The organism is Streptomyces radiopugnans, assembly GCF_900110735.1.
Classification (GTDB): Bacteria; Actinomycetota; Actinomycetes; order Streptomycetales; family Streptomycetaceae; genus Streptomyces; species Streptomyces radiopugnans.
In genome coordinates, this window is record NZ_FOET01000014.1 from 137,346 (window position 1) to 158,880 (window position 21,535).

Sequence of the window (21,535 nt, forward strand, 5' to 3'; positions counted from 1 at the left end):
GAGGGGGAGCCTGATGGGGGTGCCGGCCGACAAACTCAAGGGCGAACTCGAGTCGCTCAAGGAGTTCAAGAACCGGGTCGACAACATCCTCGAGGAGCTGGAGAGTTCGCCCGCCTCCCCCACGAGGGTCGGGCAGCAGGAGGTCAAACGCTCTTCCTTCGGGGGCGAGTTCGCCGAGGCCGACGGGATCTACTCGCAGTACGCCCGGGTCCACGCCCAGCTCACCAGGCTCTCCGGAGTCCTCGGCGACCAGATCGAGGCCATGCGCATCGCCGTCCACGGCGCCGACGTCGGCTTCGGCAACCTGGAGGACGATCTGAAGCGGCGCTTCTGGGAGCTCCAGACCAGGACCCACCAGCAGCAGCACGCGGCGAGCAAGCAGCCGCCCAGGGACGAGGCCACCGGGGTCACCTACTGACGGGGGAGGTACGACCGTGACCGACAAGGACAGGCAGGACGGGCAGGACAGACCCGAGGAGCCGTTCGTCGCAGGGCAGCTCGTCATGACCGACCTCAAGCGCAACGGCGCCTTCATCCCGGTCGACCTGTTCGGGGGCGTGGCCGCGCGCAACAGCGTCATGGGCACCACGGACTTCGAGAAGAAGGACCTCGAAGAGATGTTCCCCCTGGTGGACGACGCGGACCCGGCCGACATCGAGAACGCCGCCGACACCCTCTGGGACGCGGGCGGCAAGATCAGGCAGATCGGCGACGACCTCAAGAAGCACATCGACAAGGTCGACTGGGAGGGCGAGTTCGGCGACAGCTTCCGCGAGTGGGGCCGGAAGCTGAGCAGGAACACCCTCCTCCTGGCGGACTTCACCGAGAAGGCCAGCACCCAGCTGAAGGCCGCCGGAGTCGGCCTGTCCATGGTGCGCAGCGGCATGCCCGAGCGCGATCCGGCGGTCATGGCCGCGCCGCGACTGGAGAGCATCCCGCCCGAGGAGCGCGTCGAGTCCAACGAGAAGTACAAGCTGGCCAAGAAGAAGGAGGACGACCGCCAGGAGGCCATCAACCAGATGAACCGCCTGGCCTCCTACTACAAGGTCTCGCACGACAACATGAAGGGCCTGGAGGAGCCGGAGTTCGGCCCGATGCCGAACGTCGGCATGCCGCCGGCGCCGCCCAGGTACAGGAGAAAGCCCGTCCCTGGGGGTGGGGACGTCTCCGCGTCTCCTGGCCACGGAGGTGGGGGAGCCGTGAGTGGCTCGCAGGCCGCTGGCGTGGGGATGACGCATTCCGCTCCGGGCGAGCCCGGCTTCGTCGGGGGAGCGCCCGCCCTCCAGGAGCCTGTGCGCACGGACCTGAACACCGTTGCTCCCGTGACGCCTCCCGCACCCGCCGACACCGGTCCACGCACCTCGCCCGCCCCGACGAGTGGCGGGCCCGTCACGTCCGGTCCCGCCCTGCCCGGTCCTGCCCCCACCCTCACTCCCAGAGGAGGAGGGAATCTCAAGCAGGTGGGAACCTCCAGGATCCCGGCCGCACACGCTCCAGGTCAGGGGTCCGGCCAGCCCGGCACGGGACGTGCGGGCGGCCCGTCCACCGTTCCGCCGGCGAACAACACGAACCCCCGTCCGGTCACGGGTTCCGCCCCTCCAGCCGGAAGGGCGCCCACCGCGACGACACCGCCCATGGGGCGGGGCGGCAGCGGCATCTTCGGCGGGACTCCGCAGCAGGGCCAAGGGGCATCTAACGGCCCGCGCCTCCCGCGCGGAACCGTGATAGGAGCGGAGCACGGTATGACGGGACGCCCCTCAGGGGGGGCTGCGGGCACGGGAGCGATCGGCTCGGGGACGGGCAGCGGCTCCACCGGGCGCAGATCGGGTGCGGCGACCGGCGGCGGTGCTGTCGGGGCTCCCCGGAGCGCCCCGGGTCAGGGCGGAGTGGTACGCCCCTTCACGCCCGGCGGCTCCGGGCTGGCGAGAGGCGGCACAGGAGGAACGGGTGGGAGCGTCCAGAGTACGACGGGCGCGGTACCCCGCAGCGGAAGCGCAAGCTCCCGCGAGGAGAACCGGAAGGACTCCCGCAGGCCCGACTACCTCACCGAGGACGAAGAGACCTGGCGGACGGGGCGCAACGGAATCGCCCCTCCTGTTATCGACTAACCCACGACAGAGAGCGGCGATGACGGCAGGACACGACCACGGCCCCAGGCTGCCGTCGCGGCGTATGCGACGGCGCCTGCTCTCCGTGCTGGCTGCAACCGGTGCATGGACCGTATGCCTCGTCGGGACGGCACCTGTAGCTCAAGCGGACGATGTCCGTTCGCAGCAGTGGTACCTGGACGCCATGCGGGCCGAGGAGATGTGGAAGGTCAGCACGGGCGAGGGCATCAAGGTGGCCGTCATCGACAGTGGTGTCAACGACTCCACCGATGCTCTCCGGGGCCAGGTACTGCCTGGGGAGGACATGACCGGGACTCCGGGAGAAGCTACCGATGACTACACGGGCCATGGAACGGACATGGCCGAGATCATCGCTGGCACCGGGAAGAACGGAAGTGTTCGAGGGCTGGCTCCGGGAGCAAAGGTCATCCCGTACCGGATTCCGTTGGAGGGCCTCGGCAGCAAGCTCAAAGCCGACGGCTATGTGAAGGCGATCCGCGCGGCGGCCGACAGTGACGCCAAGATCATCAGCATGTCCTTCGGAGGCCCTTACTACGACCCCGCTGGAGCAGAGGCGATCGAGTACGCCATCGGCAAAGGGAAACTGCTCTTCGCTTCTGTCGGAAACGACGCCGAAGGAAAGAACAGACCGGAATACCCGGCCTCGTACCCCGGCGTGGTCGGCGTGGGCGCCACCGACGAGCAGGGCGAGGTGACGGGCTTCTCCCAGCACGGCGTCAACGTGGATCTGTCCGCTCCGGGAAGCGAGATGCCCGGATGGTGTGACGAGGACTTCCAGAAGTACTGCGTCAGGGACGGAGGCACCAGTGCCGCCACCGCCATCGCCTCCGCCTCGGCGGCCCTGATCTGGGCCAAGAACCCCGACTGGACGGCCAACCAGGTCCTGCGTGTGCTGGTGGACACCGCCGGGCGCAAGGACGGGAAAGACGGAGCCTCCAGCGTCTACATCGGATACGGTGCCGTCCGGCCCCGCATCCACCTGCTCGAAGGCAAGGGCGATCCCGGAGACCCGGGCAGGAACCCGATCGAGGCCACGGAACCGACCCTCCCGCCGAAGGCGTCCTCCTCCGAGGGGGAGAGCGACGGCAAGAACGACCGGAACGGTGCCGGGGGAACGGACGAGGACCGGAAGGACCAGGATGAGACCGCGGCCGCCGCGTCGGAGGACGACGGCAGTCTGTGGATCTACCTGGGAGCGGGTGCCGCGGCGGCCATCGTGGTCGCAGGCGCATCCGTTCTCGTGCGGAGGACGATCCGCAGGACGTGACGGGGGCCCGCACGCGGAGCGCCCATGACGACCAGCCAGTGAGCACCATCAACCCATTCGAGGAGAACGGTATGTCCGGAGAAGGCGGCGGCGACTTCCAGTCAAATGATGCCGATCTCAAGTCGCTGATCGACCAGGTCAACGACATGCAGGCCAAGCTCAAGAGCAAGATCTCCAACCTGAACGCCGTGGTCGACACGATCCAGGGCGCCTGGAAGGGCGAGGCCGCGAGCTCCTACGACCGGCTCCAGCGGCAGACGAACGAGTACGCCCAGAAGCTGGACGGCAGGCTCCAGATGATCGAGGAAGCCCTCCAGGCGAGCAAGGACGGGTTCACCACCAACGAGATCGACCAGATGGAGAAGTTCAACCAACTGGCGAAGGCGAGCCCGATCAGCGACTTCGCCGGTACGGGCATCACTCCGACCGTCAAGTAACGAGCCATACAGAGAAGGGAGGGGCCGACATGACCATCAAGATCACCTATGGCACCGTCACCGCCGCGGCGGCGGACATCCGCAGTGCGGCCAAGGACCTGACGAACGAGCTCAACGCGCTCGAAGACCGCGTGATGAAGGTCGTCAACACCTGGAACGGTGAGGCCAGGAACGCGTTCAAGGCCAAGCATGACGGCTGGGGCCGGGACGTCAGCGGCCTGAACACCACCCTCAACGCGATCGCCGACAAGCTGGACGAGTCGACCAGCGGCTACCAGCAGACGGACCGCAGGGCGGCCCAGCGGTTCGAGTTCTGATCCCTCGGGTCAGTCGCGAACACCTCGTCGGGCGCCCGGCGACCGGATGCGCATCCGGTCGCCGGGCGCCCGCCCGCTTTCCCGGCCGGTACGGGAACCGAGGCGCGGGGCCTCAGGGCTTGAGGTCGAACTCCCCGTCGCGGACCCCGAGTACGAAGGCCCGCCACTCGGCGGCGGTGTAGCGCAGCACGGTGTCGGGGTCCTTGGAGTTGCGCATGGCCACGGCACCGCCCGGCAGATGGGCGATCTCCACCTTCTCGTCCTCCGGACCGCCGGGTGCGCTCTCCCAGACGGCGTCGGAGATGTCCATCGCGTACAGCTCGTCCTTCTCCTGCTGAGTCCCCATCAGTGTCCTTCCTCGATGGACGGCGGCGACGGGAGCGTGCTCCCGCGCCACGCCGAGCACGGGTCCGCGGTGCGGCGGCGGTGAACGTGAGGGGCACGGCGCGGCGCTCCGCGGCTCACGGCCCCCGGGCAAGATAACAGCCCCGCACGGGCTCCGAGAGGAGTCCGCGCAACCTCCCGACCACGGCGAACGCCGGTTCGAGACGGCTCGCGGACATGCCCGGAGCCGGCCGGGGACCCGCCGCTCGAAGCGGTCCGCGGCGGAGCACGGCGCGATGGCGGCGCCGACGGCTCCCGGAGGCGGAACGCCCCGGGGCGGCGGTTACGGCCGGCGGGGCCGGACGTGCCGCCGCCCCGGGGCAAGGGGATCAGCGCGGGGGCAGCCAGCCCACCTGGACCAACGGGGCCCCGCGCTTGCGGGAGACGAAGTGGCCCCGGCCGGGCGGCATCGGCCGGCCGCGGACGTTGCCGAGGAGATCCCCCTCGCCCGGGTCGGCGGAGAGGACCACGCCCTGGGCCCCGAGTTCCTTCATGCGCTGCATGAACGGCTCGTAGGAGGCGCGGGAGGCCCCGGCGGAGCTGCGGGCGATGATGAAGCAGACACCGATGTCCCGGGCGAAGGGAAGGTGCTCGACGAGCATCGCCAGCGGGTTGCCGCTGGAGGTGGAGACCAGCTCGTAGTCGTCGATGATCATGAACATCTTCGGGCCGTGCCACCAGCTGCGGTCGCGGAGCTGCTGCGGGGTGACGTCCTCCGGCGGGGTGCGCTTCTCCATCAGGTCCTTCATCGCGGCCATGTGCGTGTCCATGGCGTTGGACATGGCGGCGTACACGATGAGGTGGGAGTCGGGGATGTCGCCCAGCAGCGAGCGCCGGTAGTCGGCGACGACGATGCGCGCCTCGTCGGGCGTGTAGCGCTCGCAGATCTGCTTGGCCAGCAGGCGCAGCAGCGCCGTCTTGCCCGACTCGCTCTCGCCGAAGACCAGGAAGAACGGATCGGTCTCGAAGTCGACGAAGACCGGCTGCAGGGTGTTCTCGTCGATGCCGAAGGCGACGCCGTACCCCGGGTGGTCGCCGCCCCGCGGCAGCCGGTCGGCGGGCAGCTCGCGCGGCAGCAGCCGCACCGGCGGGGCCGCGGGGCCCTGCCAGGCGCCGGCCACCGCCCGGGTCAGCGCCGCGGTGGCGTCGGAGAGCTCATCGTCGGAGGCGACGCCGTCGATGCGCGGCACAGCGGTCATGAAGTGCAGCTTCTCCGGCGTCTGGCCGCGCCCGGGAACGCCGGTGGGCACGTTCGCGGCGACCCTGCGGTCGAACTCCGAGTCCATGGTGTCGCCCAGCCGCAGCTCCAGCCGGTTCAGCAACTGGTCCTTCAGGGCCGGACGCACCTCCATGTAGCGGGAGGCCGCCACCACGACGTGAATTCCGTAGCCCAGACCGCGGGCGGCGATGTCGGTGACGACGGCCTCCAGCATCTCGTACTCCTGCTTGAAGGCGCCCCAGCCGTCGACGACCAGGAACACGTCGCCCCACGGCTGGTCGGTGATCTCCCCGCGGGCCCGGCGGCGCCGGAAGGTGGCGATGGAGTCGACGCCGCTGGCCCGGAAGTACTCCTCGCGCTGGTTGAGCACGCCGGCGACCTCGGCCACGGTCCGCCGCACCCGCTCCGGGTCCAGCCGGGAGGCGATGCCGCCCACGTGCGGCAGGTCCTTCACGGCCGTCAGGCCGCCGCCGCCGAAGTCCAGCCCGTAGAACTGCACCTCCTGCGGGGTGTGGGTGAGGGCGAAGGAGGCGATCAGGGTGCGCAGCAGGGTGGACTTGCCCGACTGCGGGCCGCCGACGACCAGCATGTGGCCCGCTGCGCCGGAGAAGTCGCGCAGCAGCGTCTCACGCCGCTGCTCGAACGGCTTGTCCACCAGACCCAGGGGCACCGTCAGCCGGCCCGCGTGCGGATGGTCCGGCTGGGTCAGGCCGCGGCCGGGCACCGCCGTCAGACCGGGCAGCAGCTCGTCCAGCGGCGATGCCTGGTCCAGCGGCGGCAGCCACACCTGGTGGGCGGCCGGTCCCTGGTTCTCCAGCCGGCGCACGATGACGTCCAGAACGGTGTCGGCCAGCGCGTCGTCGTCGGCCGGGGCGGCGGGCACGGGGGCCCGGGCGGGCTCGGCGCGCCGGGGAGCCGGCACCGGGACCGGCCTGGCGGTGAAGAGCACCGGCCGGCGCTCGGCCGGCAGCGGCCCGCCTGCGGCCCCGGCTCCGGCGGAGGTGCCGGAGCGGTAGGTGCCCGAGACGTAGGCGGCCTTGAAGCGGACCATCTCGTCGGTGCCGAACTTCAGATAGCCCGAACCGGGCACCGACGGCAGGTGGTACGCGTCCGGCACGCCCAGCGCCGCGCGGGACTCGGCCGCCGAGAAGGTGCGCAGACCGATCCGGTAGGACAGGTACGTCTCCAGCCCGCGCAGCCGGCCCTCCTCCAGACGCTGCGAGGCCAGCAGCAGGTGCACGCCCAGCGAACGGCCGATGCGGCCGATCTGGATGAACATGTCGATGAAGTCCGGCTTGGCCGTCAGCAGTTCGCTGAACTCGTCGATGACCAGCACCAGGGAGGGCAGCGGGATCAGCGGGGCGCCCGCGGCCCGGGCCCGCTCGTAGTCGTGGATGTTGGCGTAGTTGCCGGCGTCGCGCAGCAGCTCCTGGCGGCGGTTGAGCTCGCCGCGGATGGAGTCGCCCATGCGGTCGACCAGCGAGAGGTCGTCGGCCAGGTTGGTGATGACGGCCGCCACGTGCGGCATCTGCGACATCCCGGCGAAGGTCGCGCCGCCCTTGAAGTCCGCCAGCACGAAGTTCAGCGTCTCCGAGGAGTGCGTGACCGCCAGGCCCAGGACCAGGGTGCGCAGCAGCTCCGACTTGCCCGAACCGGTCGCGCCGACGCACAGGCCGTGCGGGCCCATGCCGTCCTGCGCGGCCTCCTTCAGGTCCAGCATGACCGGCTGGCCGGCCTCGCCCACGCCGATGGGCACGCGCAGCCGCTCGGCCGTGGACCGCGGCCGCCAGGTGCGCCGTACGTCGACCGAGGCGGCGTCGCCCAGACTCAGCAGGTCGGTGAACTCCAGGTTCGCCAGCAGCGGTTCGTCGTCGTCGCCGCCCGTGCCCACGCGCAGCGGGGCGAGCTGGCGGGCCAGCGCCTCGGCGGCCTCCGGGGAGAGGGAGTCGGGCCGCCCCTGGTACACCGCGCCGTGCGCCGACTCCAGCCGCAGCTCGCCGGGGCGTACGACCACCGACAGGCCGCCGCGCGGACTGCCGATGTCACCGGGCACGACCTCGATGACGGTGACCCCCTGCAGCCCCTCGGCGGAGGCCAGCATCGAGTCCGGCGGCACCACGGAGCCGCCGTCCAGCACGACCACCACGTGGGGCTGGTCCAGCAGCGGCGGCCCGGAGGAGTTGAAGCGGGGCCGGCCCTCCAGCTTCGCGCCCAGCAGATGCTCCAGGCCCGCCGGATCCCCCGTGATCAGCCGTCCGCTGCCCGCCCCGTCGGCGACGCCGGACACCTGCACGTGCGGCAGCCACTTGGCCCACTCCCAGCGCTCGGCGCCGTCCCGCCCGGTCACCACGCCGACCACCAGGTCCTCGGGGGAATGCAGGGTGACCAGGGAGGCGACCATGGCGCGGACGGCACCGTGCACCGACTCCGGGTCGCCGCTCACCGTCAGGTGGTAGAAGGCGCGCAGGGACACGGCCATCGGCAGGTTCGCGACGGTGCCCTGCGTCTGCAGGAACTGGTGCATCGCACCGGCCGTCAGTGGCTCCAGCTCGTCCACCGGAGCCGTCTCCGGGGCCACCAGCGGGGTGGCGAGCCGCTGTTCGCCCAGGCCGACGCGCACGTGCACGAAGTCGTCGTCGCTCGCGCGCCGTTCCCACACCCGGCTGGGCGCCTCCCCGGCGAAGCGCGGGGAGGACTCGGCGACCAGGGCCCACAGCTGGTCCGGCGAGGGGTGCAGGTAGTACTGCGCGTCCCGCTGCATCCGCGCCGTCCTGCGGACCTTGCGCCTGGTCTGCGCCAGGTACTTGAGGTAGTCGCGGCGCATCTGGGCCATCTCGCCCTGGGTGCCCCGGCGGAACCGCACGATGGTGGCGATGAGCATGGCCACGGTGGACGCGATCATGATCACGCCCATGATGCGCATGAAGGGGTGCGCGTTCGGCATGAAGAAGAAGACCACCGAACCGCCCATGCCCAGCATCGGCAGGAGCTGGAACAGCACGCCCTCCTGCTGCCCGCGCGGGAGTTCGGGCGGCGGTTCGAGCCTCAGATCCTCGCCGGGCACGCTGGGCGGCAGCACCCGCGGCGGACGCTTGACGACGATCTGGCTCACGGAAGCATCAATCCCTCGGGAGAGCGGGACGGTGGTGTGCCTGCCGACGCCCCCGTGGCGACGGACCCCGTCCGCGCGGGGCGATACTACTGGCAGCCGCCGGTGCCGGGGGGCGGTAGGGTGGCGCGCGACATATGCGCAGCGTGAGCGGCCGGCCGAGGGTGAAAAGCCGCGGTGGGGCGCGGAGTTCCCGGGGAGGGGCCGTGCGCATCGTGTGGAGCCAATGAGCCAGTGAGCCAGCGAGCAGCCCACGAGGGGGATCTCAAGGTGAGTACGACTGCACCGGCGGCCGCCACCGGCTTCTGCCGGGTCACCATCGTCGCGCCCGACAGCCGCATCGACGTGGCCCTCCCCGAGGACGTCCCGGTCGCCGACCTGTACCCCGAGATCCTGCGCCTCAGCGGCCAGACCTCCGCCGAGGGCGCCCCGGTCGGCTACCACCTGGTGCGCCGCGACGGCGGCGTGCTCGACAGCGCCCGCTCCCTGACCGCCCAGCAGGTCCTGGACGGCGAGGTCCTCAGCCTCCGACCGTTCGCCGAGTCGCTGCCGCCGGCCGTCTTCGACGACGTCTCCGACGCGGTCGCCTCCGCGGTCTCGAAGGACCGCAGGATGTGGAGCGACGACCTGATGCGCGGAGCCGGGCTGGTCGGCGGCGTGGTGCTGCTGTCGCTCATGGCCTTCGTGCTGTGGTTCGCCGACCCGGTCCGCCACGACATGCACAGCCTGCCGGGCATCCTCGCCGCGATCACCGGAGTGCTGCTGATCGCCTTCGCGGCGGTACGGGCCCGGGTGTACGACGACCGCCCCTGCGCGACGGCGCTCGGACTCGCCTCCCTGCCGCACGTGATGATCGCCGGGTCCGGTCTGCTGCCCCTGGCGGACGGCGGCGGCATCGGCAGACTGCAGTTCCTGCTCGGGTGCGTCGCCGTCCTGGTGGCCTCCGTCGCCCTCATCGCCGCCACGCCCGGCGGGGACGGCCCGTTCGTCGCCGCCGCCTTCGCCTCCACCATCGGCACCCTGGCCACCTTCACCGCCATCCTCGCCGAGCTGAGCCCGGTGCAGACCGCGGCCGTGTGCGCCCCCGTGGCGATCGGCGCCATCGCCTTCCTGCCCGGCCTGTCGGCCCGTTTCGCCCGGCTCCCCATCGGCTACAACGCGCCGCGCACCGGCGCCATGCGCTACGACGAGGACCCCGACGCAGCCCCCGACACCGCGGGGCCCGTCGACGCGGACCGCATCGCGGCCCAGGCCCGCCGCGGCCACGAGACGCTGCTCGGCCTCGTCGGCGGCTGCTCGGCCGTCGTCGTCGCCTCGGCGGCCGTCCTGGGCTTCTCCGAGTCGGGTTGGGGGCAGCTCCTCGCCCTGGCCGCGGGGCTGGCGGCGCTGACGCGCGCCCGCCTGTTCCGCTACACCGCCCAGGTCGCCTGCACCCTCGCCGCGGGTCTGGGCGCCCTCGCCCTCCTCGCCCTCGGCCTGGCCCTCAACCCGCCCGCCGACCTGGTGCGCGAGCTGCTGGCCGGCGACAGCGGCCCGCTGGACCTGCGCACCGTCTGGCTGTCGGCCGCCCTGGCCGGCGCGGCGGCCCTGGCCACGGCCATCGGCCTGATCGTGCCGCGGCGCGGCGTCACCCCCTTCTGGGGCCGGTTCCTCGACTTCGCGGAGGGCTTCGTCCTGCTGTCGCTGGTCCCGCTGTGCCTGGCGGTGCTGGACGCCTACTCCGCCGCACGGAGCATGACCGGCTGAGGCCGACGGCCGGGCCGTCCCGGCAGCCCGGTCGTCCGGCGGCGACCTGCGGTGAGCGGCCCGTCGCACGACTGGTAGGGTTGTCGGCGGCCGTTTGTGTACGCGTCTTCCGGTGACCACCTGGAGGCAGCGCCCAGCGGACCCCGCCTCCCGAGTCGTGGAAGATCCCCTGCGCGGAAGACCAGGGGCACTCGGTGGCCTCGACGAAGAATCCAAGGAGTATCGCGTGTCGCTCGACGCCGCTACGAAGAAGCAGATCATGGCCGAGTTCGCCACCAAGGAGGGCGACACCGGCTCCCCCGAGGTCCAGGTGGCGATGCTCACCCGCCGCATCTCGGACCTCACCGAGCACCTGAAGACCCACAAGCACGACCACCACTCCCGCCGGGGCCTGCTGCTCCTGGTCGGCCAGCGCCGCCGCCTGCTGCAGTACCTGGCGAAGAAGGACATCCAGCGCTTCCGCGCGCTGGTCGAGCGCCTGGGCATCCGCCGCGGCGCGGCCGGCGCCCGGTAGTACGCCGTGAAAGGGAGCGGTTCCCGCGACGGGGACCGCTCCCTTCGCCGTACTCGCGGCGCATCACAGGCACTCACGGAGACCGGAAGCTTTGTAGTCTGGTCCCACAACGACATACGAGAACGAGGCGGAGCGCCTTCACGCCGCCGGTCCTCGGTAGTGGCCCCCGGGCGAAAAGGTCCCGGGAGCTTCGATCGAAGACCGGCCCGTACGGGAAGACGCTCCACCGCCACCGTCCGCGCCACACGGGCACGGACGCAGACGAGGAGAATTCCCTGGTGGAGAACGAGACCCACTACGCCGAGGCCGTCATCGACAACGGTTCCTTCGGCACCCGTACCATCCGTTTCGAGACGGGCCGCCTGGCCCGCCAGGCCGCCGGCTCGGCCGTGGCCTACCTGGACGACGACACCATGGTGCTGTCGGCCACCACCGCCTCGAAGCACCCCAAGGAGCAGCTGGACTTCTTCCCCCTGACGGTTGACGTCGAGGAGCGGATGTACGCCGCGGGCAAGATCCCCGGCTCCTTCTTCCGCCGCGAGGGCCGCCCCAGCGAGGACGCGATCCTCACCTGCCGCCTGATCGACCGCCCGCTGCGCCCGTCCTTCAAGAAGGGCCTGCGCAACGAGATCCAGATCGTCGAGACGGTCCTCGCGCTCAACCCCGACCACCTCTACGACGTGGTCGCCATCAACGCCGCCTCCTGCTCCACCCAGCTGGCCGGCCTGCCCTTCTCGGGCCCGATCGGCGGCACCCGCGTCGCCCTGATCCGCGGCCAGTGGGTGGCCTTCCCCACCCACAGCGAGCTGGAGGAGGCCGTCTTCGACATGGTCGTCGCCGGCCGTGTCCTGCCCGACGGCGACGTGGCGATCATGATGGTCGAGGCCGAGGCCACCGAGAAGACCGTCGAGCTGGTCAAGGGCGGCGCCGAGGCGCCGACCGAGGAGGTCGTCGCCGCCGGCCTGGAGGCTGCCAAGCCCTTCATCAAGACCCTGTGCAAGGCCCAGTCGGACCTGGCCGCCAAGGCCGCCAAGCCGGTCGGCGAGTTCCCGATCTACCTGGACTACCAGGACGACGTGTACCAGGCGCTGGAGACGGCCGTCCGCGACGAGCTGGCCCAGGCGCTGACCATCGCCGGCAAGCAGGAGCGCGAGGCCGAGCTCGACCGCGTCAAGGCGCTGGCCGCCGAGAAGCTGCTGCCGCAGTTCGAGGGGCGCGAGAAGGAGATCTCCGCGGCGTACCGCTCGCTGACCAAGGCCCTGGTCCGCGAGCGCGTCATCAAGGAGAAGAAGCGCATCGACGGCCGCGGTCTGACCGACATCCGCACCCTGGCCGCCGAGGTCGAGGCGATCCCGCGGGTCCACGGTTCGGCGCTGTTCGAGCGCGGTGAGACCCAGATCCTGGGCGTCACCACCCTCAACATGCTCCGCATGGAGCAGCAGCTCGACACCCTCTCGCCGGTGACGCGCAAGCGCTACATGCACAACTACAACTTCCCGCCGTACTCCACCGGCGAGACCGGCCGTGTCGGCTCCCCCAAGCGCCGCGAGATCGGCCACGGCGCGCTGGCCGAGCGGGCGATCGTCCCGGTCCTGCCCAGCCGCGAGGAGTTCCCGTACGCCATCCGCCAGGTCTCCGAGGCGCTGGGCTCCAACGGCTCGACGTCCATGGGCTCGGTGTGCGCCTCCACCATGTCGCTGCTGAACGCCGGCGTGCCGCTCAAGGCGCCGGTCGCCGGCATCGCCATGGGCCTGATCTCCCAGGAGATCGAGGGCGAGACCCACTACGTCACCCTCACCGACATCCTCGGTGCGGAGGACGCCTTCGGCGACATGGACTTCAAGGTCGCCGGCACCCGCCAGTTCGTCACCGCCCTCCAGCTCGACACCAAGCTGGACGGCATCCCGGCCTCCGTGCTGGCCGCGGCCCTCAAGCAGGCCCGCGACGCCCGCCTGCACATCCTGGACGTGATGAGCGAGGCCATCGACGTCCCGGACGAGATGTCCCCCAACGCGCCGCGGATCATCACCGTGAAGATCCCGGTGGACAAGATCGGCGAGGTCATCGGCCCCAAGGGCAAGATGATCAACCAGATCCAGGAGGACACCGGCGCCGACATCACCATCGAGGACGACGGCACGATCTACATCGGCGCCGCCGACGGCCCGGCCGCCGAGGCCGCCCGCGCCACCATCAACGGCATCGCCAACCCGACGATGCCCGAGGTCGGCGAGCGCTACCTGGGCACGGTCGTGAAGACCACCACCTTCGGAGCCTTCGTCTCCCTGCTCCCGGGCAAGGACGGCCTGCTGCACATCTCGCAGATCCGCAAGCTCGCCGGCGGCAAGCGCGTGGAGAACGTCGAGGACGTGCTGGGGGTCGGCCAGAAGGTCCAGGTCGAGATCGCCGAGATCGACCAGCGAGGCAAGCTGTCGCTGATCCCGGTGCTCGAGGAGGACGAGAAGGAAGGCGCCGAGACCACCGACGCGAAGGACACCGCGGCCAAGTGACTCGCACGCCCCGTACGACGGCCCGCCCCACCGCCCCGGTGGGGCGGGCCGTCGCCCGTCCCCACCACGCCCCCCGCCCGGCCGGCGGACCCGTGCCCGGCCCCGTCCCGGGGCGCTGGTCCCCGTCCGCGACCGCAGCCGGAAACGGCGCGGGCACCGTCCGCAAGACCGTGCTCCCCGGCGGCCTGCGGGTCGTCACCGAGTCGGTGCCGACCGTCCGCTCCGCCACCTTCGGCATCTGGGCGCGGGTCGGCTCACGCGACGAGACGCCCACGCTCAACGGCGCCACCCACTACCTGGAGCACCTGCTCTTCAAGGGCACCGGACGGCGCAGCGCCCTGGACATCTCCGCGGAGATCGACGCGGTCGGCGGCGAGATGAACGCCTTCACGGCGAAGGAGTTCACCTGCTACTACGCCCGGGTCCTGGACACCGACCTGCCGCTGGCGGTCGACGTCGTCTGCGACATGCTGACCGGCTCGCTGATCCGCTCCGAGGACGTCGACGCCGAGCGCAACGTCGTCCTGGAGGAGATCGCCATGACCGAGGACGACCCCGGGGACTGCGTCCACGACCTGTTCGCCAGGACCATGCTCGGCGACACCCCGCTGGGCCGCCCGGTCCTGGGCACCACCGACACCATCAACGCCCTCACCCGCGACCAGATCGCCCGCTTCTACCGCCGGCACTACGACCCCACCCACCTGGTCGTCGCCGCCGCCGGCAACCTCGACCACGACACGGTCGTGCGCCAGGTGCGCGAGGCGTTCGAACGGGCGGGGGCCCTGGGACGCGCCGACGCCGAGCCCGTCGCCCCCCGGAGCGGCTCGCGCCGCATCCGCACCGCCGGCCGCGTGGACCTGCTGGACCGCGCCACCGAGCAGGCCCACGTCATCCTCGGCATGCCCGGGCTGTCCCGCACCGACGAGCGCCGCTGGGCACTGGGAGTGCTCAGCGCCGCCCTGGGCGGCGGGATGAGCTCCCGGCTGTTCCAGGAGGTGCGGGAGAAGCGCGGGCTGGCCTACAGCGTGTACTCCTACACCTCGGGCTTCGCCGACTGCGGCCTGTTCGGCGTGTACGTGGGCTGCCGCCCCAACCTGGTCCACGACGTGCTGAAGATCTGCCGCGACGAACTCGACCACGTCGCCGCGCACGGCCTGGGGGACGAGGAACTGCGCCGCGCCATCGGGCAGGTCTCCGGCTCCACGGTCATGGGCCTGGAGGACACCGGCGCGCTGATGAACCACATCGGCAAGGGCGAGCTGTGCTGGGGCGAGCAGCTTTCGGTCGACGGGATGCTCGCGAAGATCGCCTCCGTCACCCCCGACGACATTCGCTCGGTGGCCCGGGAGATCCTGGGATGGCGGCCCTCGCTGTCGGTCATCGGGCCGCTGACCGACCGGCAGAGCGCCCGCCTGGACGAAGCCGTCGCCTGACCGGAGGCCGGCCTGGCCGGCCCCCGCCCGATCCGGGCCCCGCCGGGCCCGTACCCGTGAAAGGGAACACGCACATGAGCAAGCTCCGCGTAGCAGTCCTGGGCGCCAAGGGCCGCATCGGCTCCGAGGCCGCCCGCTCCGTGGAGGGCGCCGACGACATGGAGCTCGTCGCGGCCCTGGACAAGGACGACTCCCTGGAGGCGCTCACAGAGGCGGGCGCCCAGGTCGCGGTGGACCTGACGCACCCCGACTCGGTGATGGGCAACCTGGAGTTCTGCGTCGGACACGGCATTCACGGCGTCGTCGGCACCACCGGCTGGACCGACGAACGCTTCGGGAAGCTGCGCACCTGGCTGGAGGCCTCTCCGGGCACCGGAGTGCTGGTCGCGCCGAACTTCTCCATCGGCGCCGTGCTGACCATGCGCTTCGCCCGGCAGGCCGCCCGTTTCTTCGAGTCCGCCGAGGTGGTCGAACTGCACCACCCGAACAAGGCGGACGCGCCCTCCGGCACCGCCACCCGCACCGCCCAGCTCATCGCCGCGGCGCGGGCCGAGGCGGGCTGCCCGGCGCAGCCGGACGCCACCACCTCCGCCCTCGACGGCGCCCGCGGCGCGGACGTGGACGGGATCCCGGTGCACGCGGTGCGGCTGCGCGGACTGCTGGCGCACCAGGAGGTGCTCTTCGGCGACACCGGCGAGACCCTCACGATCCGCCACGACTCACTGCACCACAGCAGCTTCATGCCCGGCATCCTGCTGGGAGTGCGCCGTGTGACCGGCACCCCCGGCCTCACCGTGGGGCTGGAACACTTCATGGACCTGGACTGAGACCCATGGGCGGAAAGATCACCTATGCCTTCCTCGCCGTCTCGCTGGTCGTCGTCTTCGCGGTGGTGGCCCTGGAGGGCGTACTGCTGCTGAGGACGGGCGAGCCGGCCGCGATGGGGATGGGGGCCGTCGCCTTCGTCCTCCCGTGCGTCGGCGCCTGGTTCCTGTGGCACAACACCCGCTTCGCGCGGAACGCGAACCGCCTGGCGCGGGAGCTGGAGGCCGAGGGCGGGCTGCCGCAGGACGGGCCCGCGCGGACGGCGGGCGGCCGCGTGGACAAGGCGTCGGCGGACGAGGTCTTCGCCCGGCGCAAGGAGGAGACCGAGGCCGCCCCGGACGACTGGCGCTGCTGGTTCCGGCTGGCCGTGGCCTACCACGACGCCCGGGACACCCCGCGGGCCCGCAAGGCCATGCAGCGGGCCATCGCGCTGCACGACGGCGGGCCCGTGCGGGAGACCGCCGCCTGAACGGCGCCGGCCGCCCCGGGCCCGCCGGACCGGTGCGGGCTAGGGGCGGCGGTTCTCCGCGGCCCAGCCCTCCACCACGTCCGCCGCCTGGTCGAAGGAGCCGGGGCGGGAGAGGAAATCGGCGTTGTGGTCGGTCAGCACGGGCCTGAGCGCCTCGCCGCGCCGCGGTTCGACGAGCAGGGCCTGCCCCTGCACGGTCCTCGGCATGCCCAGCCACTTCACCGGCTGCTGCACGGTCCGTACGGCCGAGACGTCCCGCCAGGACAGCGTCGTGGTCGAGACCAGGCCCACCTGGCGTATCCCGCGCGCGCTGACCCACACCCCCACACGCAGCAGCCGCAGCGCGTAGGCGATCACCAGCGCCGCGACGAGCAGGCACACGGCGGCCTCCGCGGCGCCGCCCGCCATGGCGATGATCAGGGTGGACATCAGCATGTAGGCGGCGAGCAGCAGTGCCAGCGCCGCTCCGGCGACGCGCCAGGGGCCCGGCCGGTACGGTCGTCGCCATCTCTCCCGATCCTCGTACGGCAGCGGTGCGTCGGAGGCGGTGGCGTCCAGTTCGCCGTCGGCCGTCAGGAAGTGCAGTGGCACGGGATCCTCGCTCACGGACACAGTGGGTGGGGGCCTGTGAGCGAGGAGATTATCAGCGGCTCTCGGCGGCGGTCGGCTGGTCCGGCCTGCCGTCCTGCGGCTGCGGGGTCTCCAGGGCCGGCATCCCCAGGAGCAGGGACCCCACGAGCCCGGCGACCAGGACCACCCCCAGCAGCACGCGACCGGCCAAGTCCGTCCTCGACGGGCGGCGGCGCGGGGGAGTGACGTTACTGCGGAAGTGCCCGGACTCGGCGACGAAGGCGAAGGGCACGGACTCTTCGCGGCGGACCATCTGCTGCTGCTCCTCGAAAGGTGATCTGTACTGCCACGGGGAGAACGTCCGGACGTTCGAGCAAGTGCCCGTTTTCTGCTGCTTGCGCGAGAATATCAGCGACCGTCTCCGCCGCCGTGCCGGCGGGGGCGAGCCGGGGGGGGCGAGGTCGCCCCCGCGGCCGTCGCCGCCATAGGCTGTGCGCCGCCCCCGACTTCCCGCGTGGCACGACCGAAAGGATCCCCGGTGTCCGACGCCCCCGACATCCGCTTCCGCAGTGACATGACCGTCGAGCTGGTCAAACACTCGGCCGCAGACACCGACGTGCTGTGGGCGGCGCGGGTCTCCACCGCGGGTGAGCAGTCCCTGGACGAGCTGGAGAAGGATCCGCAGCGCTCCAGGGGGCTGATCAACTTCCTGATGCGCGACCGGCACGGCAGTCCGTTCGAGCACAACTCGATGACCTTCTTCATCAGCGCCCCGCTGTTCGTCTTCCGCGAGTTCCACCGCCACAGGGTCGGCTGGAGCTACAACGAGGAGAGCGGCAGGTACCGCGAGCTGGAGCCCGTCTTCTACGTGCCGGACACCTCCCGCAGGCTGGTGCAGGAGGGGCGCCCGGGCAAGTACCGGTTCGTCGAGGGCAGCGAGGAGCAGCACCGGCTGGCCGTGGAGACCATGGAGTTCTCCTACCGCCGCTCCTACGAGGCGTACCAGGAGATGCTGGACGCCGGCATCGCCCGCGAGGTCGCCCGCGCGACCCTTCCGGTCGGCCTCTACTCCTCGATGTACGCCACCTGCAACGCCCGGTCGCTGATGCACTTCCTGGGACTGCGCACCCAGCACGAACTGGCGAGGGTGCCCTCCTTCCCGCAGCGGGAGATCGAGATGGTCGCCGAGCGGATGGAGGCGCACTGGGCCGGCCTCATGCCCCTGACGCACGAGGCGTTCAACGCCAACGGGCGAGTCGCCCCGTAGAGCACGGAACCACCGTGATCCATGTCCGGATTGCGGCCTTTGGAGAGGTTCGTCTACGCTTTTCCCACGGACCCGGCACTGTCTGAACCCCCGAGCGGACAGTGCCGGGCTCCTCAACCGGCTCCCGAGGGCACACCGGACCTCAGGCTGCGAGTAGCGTGGGACCCATGGCTCCGACCTCCACACCGCAGACGCCCTTCGGGCGGGTCCTGACCGCGATGGTCACGCCGTTCACCGCGGACGGCGATCTCGACCTCGACGGCGCGCAGCAGCTCGCCGCCCACCTGGTGGACGCCGGCAACGACGGCATCGTCGTCAACGGCACCACCGGTGAGTCCCCGACCACCAGCGATGCGGAGAAAGCCCAGCTCGTGCGGGCCGTGGTCGAGGCGGTCGGAGACCGCGCCCACGTCGTCGCCGGAGCCGGCACCAACGACACCCGGCACAGCCTGGAACTTGCCCGCGCGGCCGAGCGGGCCGGCGCCCACGGCCTGCTGGCCGTCACGCCGTACTACAGCAAGCCCCCGCAGGAGGGCCTGTACCGGCACTTCACCGCCATCGCCGACGCCACCGGCCTGCCGGTCATGCTCTACGACATCCCCGGCCGCAGCGGCGTCCCCATCAACACCGAGACCATCGTCCGACTGGCCGAACACCCCAGGATCGTGGCCAACAAGGACGCCAAGGGCGATCTGGGACGTGCGAGCTGGGCCATCGCCACCAGTGGACTCGCCTGGTACAGCGGCGACGACATGCTCAACCTCCCGCTGCTGTCCGTCGGCGCGGTCGGCTTCGTCTCGGTCGTCGGCCACGTGGTCGCCCCCGAACTGCGCGCGCTGCTGGACGCCCACCTCAGCGGTGACGTCACCAAGGCGACGGAGATCCACCAGAAGCTGCTGCCGGTCTTCACCGGTATGTTCCGCACCCAGGGCGTGATCACCACCAAGGCCGCCCTCGCGCTCCAGGGGCTGCCGGCAGGCCCCCTGCGCATGCCGCTCGTCGAGCTGACCCCGGAGGAGACCGAGCAGCTCAAGCGCGATCTCGCCGCCGGCGGGGTACAGCTCTGAAACAGACTTCACAACTGGATACGGACCAACAACTGCAAGTGCACGACGATCGCGCGCCACGTGCCCGACAGGGTGCGTGGCGCGCGTGGTGAGGAGAGACTTTTGAGCCACCCGCATCCCGAACTCGGCCCCCCGCCACCACTGCCCGAGGGCGGCCTGCGCGTCACCCCGCTGGGCGGTCTCGGCGAGATCGGCCGCAACATGACCGTCTTCGAGTACGGCGGCCGGCTGCTCATCGTCGACTGCGGCGTCCTCTTCCCCGAGGAGGAGCAGCCCGGAGTCGACCTGATCCTTCCGGACTTCAGCTCCGTGCGGGACCGGCTGGAGGACATCGAGGGCATCGTCCTGACCCACGGCCACGAGGACCACATCGGCGGCGTCCCGTACCTGCTGAGGGAGAAGCCGGACATCCCGCTGATCGGCTCCAAGCTGACCCTGGCCCTGATCGAGGCCAAGCTCCAGGAGCACCGCATCCGTCCCTACACCCTCGAGGTGGCCGAGGGCGGCCGCGAGCGCATCGGCCCCTTCGACTGCGAGTTCGTCGCGGTCAACCACTCCATCCCGGACGCGCTGGCCGTCGCCGTCCGCACCCCGGCGGGCATGGTCGTGCACACCGGAGACTTCAAGATGGACCAGCTTCCGCTGGACCGCCGCCTCACCGACCTGCGAGCCTTCGCGCGTCTGGGCGAGGAGGGCATCGACCTGCTGCTGTCGGACTCCACCAACGCCGAGGTGCCGGGCTTCACACCGCACGAGCGCGACATCTCCCAGGTGCTGCGCCAGGTGTTCGCCGGAGCGCGCAAGCGCATCATCGTGGCGAGCTTCGCCAGCCACGTCCACCGCATCCAGCAGATCCTCGACGCGGCCCACGAGTACGGCCGCCGTGTCGCCTTCGTCGGCCGGTCGATGGTCCGGAACATGGGCATCGCCCGGGACCTGGGCTACCTCAAGGTGCCCGCGGGCCTCGTCGTGGACGTCAAGACGCTGGACGACCTGCCGGACGACGAGGTGGTGCTCGTCTGCACCGGATCGCAGGGCGAGCCGATGGCCGCGCTGTCGCGCATGGCCAACCGGGACCACCAGATCCGCATCGTCCCCGGTGACACGGTGATCCTGGCCTCCTCGCTGATCCCGGGCAACGAGAACGCGGTCTACCGGGTGATCAACGGCCTGACCCGGTGGGGCGCCGACGTCGTCCACAAGGGCAACGCCAAGGTGCACGTGTCGGGCCACGCTTCGGCGGGCGAGCTGCTGTACTTCTACAACATCTGCCGCCCGAAGAACCTGATGCCGGTCCACGGCGAGTGGCGTCACCTGCGGGCCAACGCGGAGCTGGGCGCGCAGACCGGGGTGCCCAAGGACCACATCGTGATCGCCGAGGACGGCGTGGTGGTCGACCTGGTCGGCGGCAGGGCCAAGATCGTCGGAAAGGTCCAGGCGGGCTACGTCTACGTCGACGGCCTCTCGGTCGGCGACGTCACCGAGTCGTCGCTGAAGGACCGCCGGATCCTGGGAGAGGAGGGGATCATCTCGATCTTCGTGGTGGTGGACAGCACCACCGGCAAGATCACGGGTGGTCCGCACATCCAGTCCCGGGGGTCCGGCATCGACGACAAGGACTTCGAGTCGGTGATCCCCAAGATCGACGAAGCTCTGGCCAAGTCGGCGCAGGACGGCATCTCCGAGCCGCACCAGGTGCAGCAGCTCGTCCGCCGCGTGGTGGGCAGGTGGGTGTCGGACAACTACCGCCGCCGGCCCATGATCCTCCCCGTGGTCGTCGAGGTCTGAGGCTCAACCAGGGGCGGGGCACCCGGATTTGCATCCGGGCGCCCCGCTCCAGTACGTTTAAGTCTCCGCCGAACGGGAACCGGAAGCAGTCTTGTGCCGGTAGGTTCCCGACAACCGGAATCAGTGAACGGGACGGAAACGGACCGGAAAACGGTTCTGGTAAGGTCGGAGACACCGAAGGGAAGCGCCCGGAGGGGCCCCGAATAGGGGTGCCGAAGGAAGCGTCCGTTCCTTGAGAACTCAACAGCGTGCCAAAAGTCAACGCCAGATATGTTGATACCCCGTCGCTCCTCCGGTCCGGAGGAGTCGATGAGGTTCCTTTGAAACACACAGCGAGGACGCTGCGCACCGCGGGAATCATTCCTTCCCGCCGGTGCCGCTCTGCGCGATGTGCCCCGGAGTTCCGGGACAGCATTCACGGAGAGTTTGATCCTGGCTCAGGACGAACGCTGGCGGCGTGCTTAACACATGCAAGTCGAAC

18 protein-coding genes and 1 rRNA gene are annotated in these 21,535 nt (G+C 71.0%); 15 read left to right on the plus strand and 4 right to left on the minus strand.

The window, feature by feature from the left end; genetic code table 11:
• Positions 1 to 13 precede the first annotated feature (13 nt).
• The 5 genes from BMY40_RS21890 (at position 14) to BMY40_RS21910 (ending at position 4,150) form a co-directional block, all read left to right on the plus strand.
• Complete coding sequence (locus BMY40_RS21890) at positions 14 to 418, plus strand: hypothetical protein (protein WP_093662259.1); 405 nt, start codon at positions 14 to 16, stop codon at positions 416 to 418.
• A 16-nt stretch (positions 419 to 434) separates the two neighbouring features.
• Positions 435 to 2,108: a WXG100 family type VII secretion target gene (locus tag BMY40_RS21895; RefSeq protein WP_093662261.1), complete on the plus strand. Its 1,674-nt coding sequence runs from the start codon at positions 435 to 437 to the stop codon at positions 2,106 to 2,108.
• A gap of 64 nt (positions 2,109 to 2,172) precedes the next feature.
• Positions 2,173 to 3,396, plus strand: a complete 1,224-nt coding sequence (locus BMY40_RS21900; RefSeq protein WP_245770238.1) for a S8 family serine peptidase — start codon at positions 2,173 to 2,175, stop codon at positions 3,394 to 3,396.
• A gap of 71 nt (positions 3,397 to 3,467) precedes the next feature.
• Positions 3,468 to 3,833, plus strand: coding sequence for a WXG100 family type VII secretion target (locus BMY40_RS21905; RefSeq protein WP_093662265.1), 366 nt, complete (start codon positions 3,468 to 3,470; stop codon positions 3,831 to 3,833).
• Positions 3,834 to 3,862: 29 nt separating this feature from the next.
• Positions 3,863 to 4,150, plus strand: coding sequence for a WXG100 family type VII secretion target (locus BMY40_RS21910; RefSeq protein WP_093662267.1), 288 nt, complete (start codon positions 3,863 to 3,865; stop codon positions 4,148 to 4,150).
• A 112-nt stretch (positions 4,151 to 4,262) separates the two neighbouring features.
• On the opposite strand, the gene BMY40_RS21915 is transcribed toward BMY40_RS21910, so the two are convergent.
• Both BMY40_RS21915 and eccCa read right to left on the minus strand, forming a co-directional pair.
• Positions 4,263 to 4,496: a DUF397 domain-containing protein gene (locus tag BMY40_RS21915; RefSeq protein ID WP_031508379.1), complete on the minus strand. Its 234-nt coding sequence runs from the start codon at positions 4,494 to 4,496 to the stop codon at positions 4,263 to 4,265.
• 367 nt (positions 4,497 to 4,863) lie between these two features.
• Positions 4,864 to 8,865: a type VII secretion protein EccCa gene (gene eccCa, locus BMY40_RS21920; RefSeq protein WP_093662269.1), complete on the minus strand. Its 4,002-nt coding sequence runs from the start codon at positions 8,863 to 8,865 to the stop codon at positions 4,864 to 4,866.
• A 267-nt stretch (positions 8,866 to 9,132) separates the two neighbouring features.
• On the opposite strand from eccCa, the gene eccD reads away from it, so the two are divergent.
• The 6 genes from eccD to BMY40_RS21950 all read left to right on the plus strand — a co-directional run bounded on the left by eccD (position 9,133) and on the right by BMY40_RS21950 (position 16,362).
• A complete protein-coding gene (gene eccD / locus BMY40_RS21925) occupies positions 9,133 to 10,608 on the plus strand; it encodes a type VII secretion integral membrane protein EccD (RefSeq protein WP_093662271.1) in 1,476 nt (491 codons plus the stop codon).
• A 226-nt stretch (positions 10,609 to 10,834) separates the two neighbouring features.
• A complete protein-coding gene (gene rpsO / locus BMY40_RS21930; RefSeq protein WP_093662273.1) occupies positions 10,835 to 11,122 on the plus strand; it encodes a 30S ribosomal protein S15 in 288 nt (95 codons plus the stop codon).
• A gap of 278 nt (positions 11,123 to 11,400) precedes the next feature.
• Positions 11,401 to 13,632, plus strand: coding sequence for a polyribonucleotide nucleotidyltransferase (locus BMY40_RS21935; RefSeq protein WP_093662275.1), 2,232 nt, complete (start codon positions 11,401 to 11,403; stop codon positions 13,630 to 13,632).
• A gap of 92 nt (positions 13,633 to 13,724) precedes the next feature.
• Positions 13,725 to 15,068 carry a M16 family metallopeptidase gene (locus BMY40_RS21940; RefSeq protein WP_245770243.1) on the plus strand — a complete coding sequence of 448 codons (1,344 nt, stop codon included), beginning with the start codon at positions 13,725 to 13,727 and terminating at the stop codon, positions 15,066 to 15,068.
• Between the two features lie 74 nt (positions 15,069 to 15,142).
• The gene (dapB, locus tag BMY40_RS21945; protein WP_093662277.1) at positions 15,143 to 15,895 is read left to right on the plus strand and encodes a 4-hydroxy-tetrahydrodipicolinate reductase; all 753 of its coding nucleotides are present in this window, start codon (positions 15,143 to 15,145) and stop codon (positions 15,893 to 15,895) included.
• A gap of 5 nt (positions 15,896 to 15,900) precedes the next feature.
• The gene (locus BMY40_RS21950; RefSeq protein ID WP_093662279.1) at positions 15,901 to 16,362 is read left to right on the plus strand and encodes a hypothetical protein; all 462 of its coding nucleotides are present in this window, start codon (positions 15,901 to 15,903) and stop codon (positions 16,360 to 16,362) included.
• 39 nt (positions 16,363 to 16,401) lie between these two features.
• Here BMY40_RS21950 and BMY40_RS21955 read toward each other — a convergent pair whose 3' ends face one another.
• Complete coding sequence (locus BMY40_RS21955; protein WP_093662281.1) at positions 16,402 to 16,953, minus strand: hypothetical protein; 552 nt, start codon at positions 16,951 to 16,953, stop codon at positions 16,402 to 16,404.
• 52 nt (positions 16,954 to 17,005) lie between these two features.
• The gene (locus BMY40_RS21960) at positions 17,006 to 17,245 is read right to left on the minus strand and encodes a hypothetical protein (protein ID WP_093662283.1); all 240 of its coding nucleotides are present in this window, start codon (positions 17,243 to 17,245) and stop codon (positions 17,006 to 17,008) included.
• Between the two features lie 261 nt (positions 17,246 to 17,506).
• On the opposite strand from BMY40_RS21960, the gene thyX reads away from it, so the two are divergent.
• The 4 genes from thyX to BMY40_RS21980 form a co-directional block, all read left to right on the plus strand.
• Positions 17,507 to 18,199: an FAD-dependent thymidylate synthase gene (gene thyX / locus BMY40_RS21965; protein ID WP_218158309.1), complete on the plus strand. Its 693-nt coding sequence runs from the start codon at positions 17,507 to 17,509 to the stop codon at positions 18,197 to 18,199.
• Positions 18,200 to 18,366: 167 nt separating this feature from the next.
• Positions 18,367 to 19,266, plus strand: coding sequence for a 4-hydroxy-tetrahydrodipicolinate synthase (gene dapA / locus BMY40_RS21970; protein ID WP_093662287.1), 900 nt, complete (start codon positions 18,367 to 18,369; stop codon positions 19,264 to 19,266).
• Between the two features lie 102 nt (positions 19,267 to 19,368).
• Complete coding sequence (locus BMY40_RS21975; protein ID WP_093662289.1) at positions 19,369 to 21,054, plus strand: ribonuclease J; 1,686 nt, start codon at positions 19,369 to 19,371, stop codon at positions 21,052 to 21,054.
• Between the two features lie 414 nt (positions 21,055 to 21,468).
• Positions 21,469 to 21,535: ribosomal RNA gene (locus tag BMY40_RS21980) — 16S ribosomal RNA — on the plus strand; the annotation flags it as partial.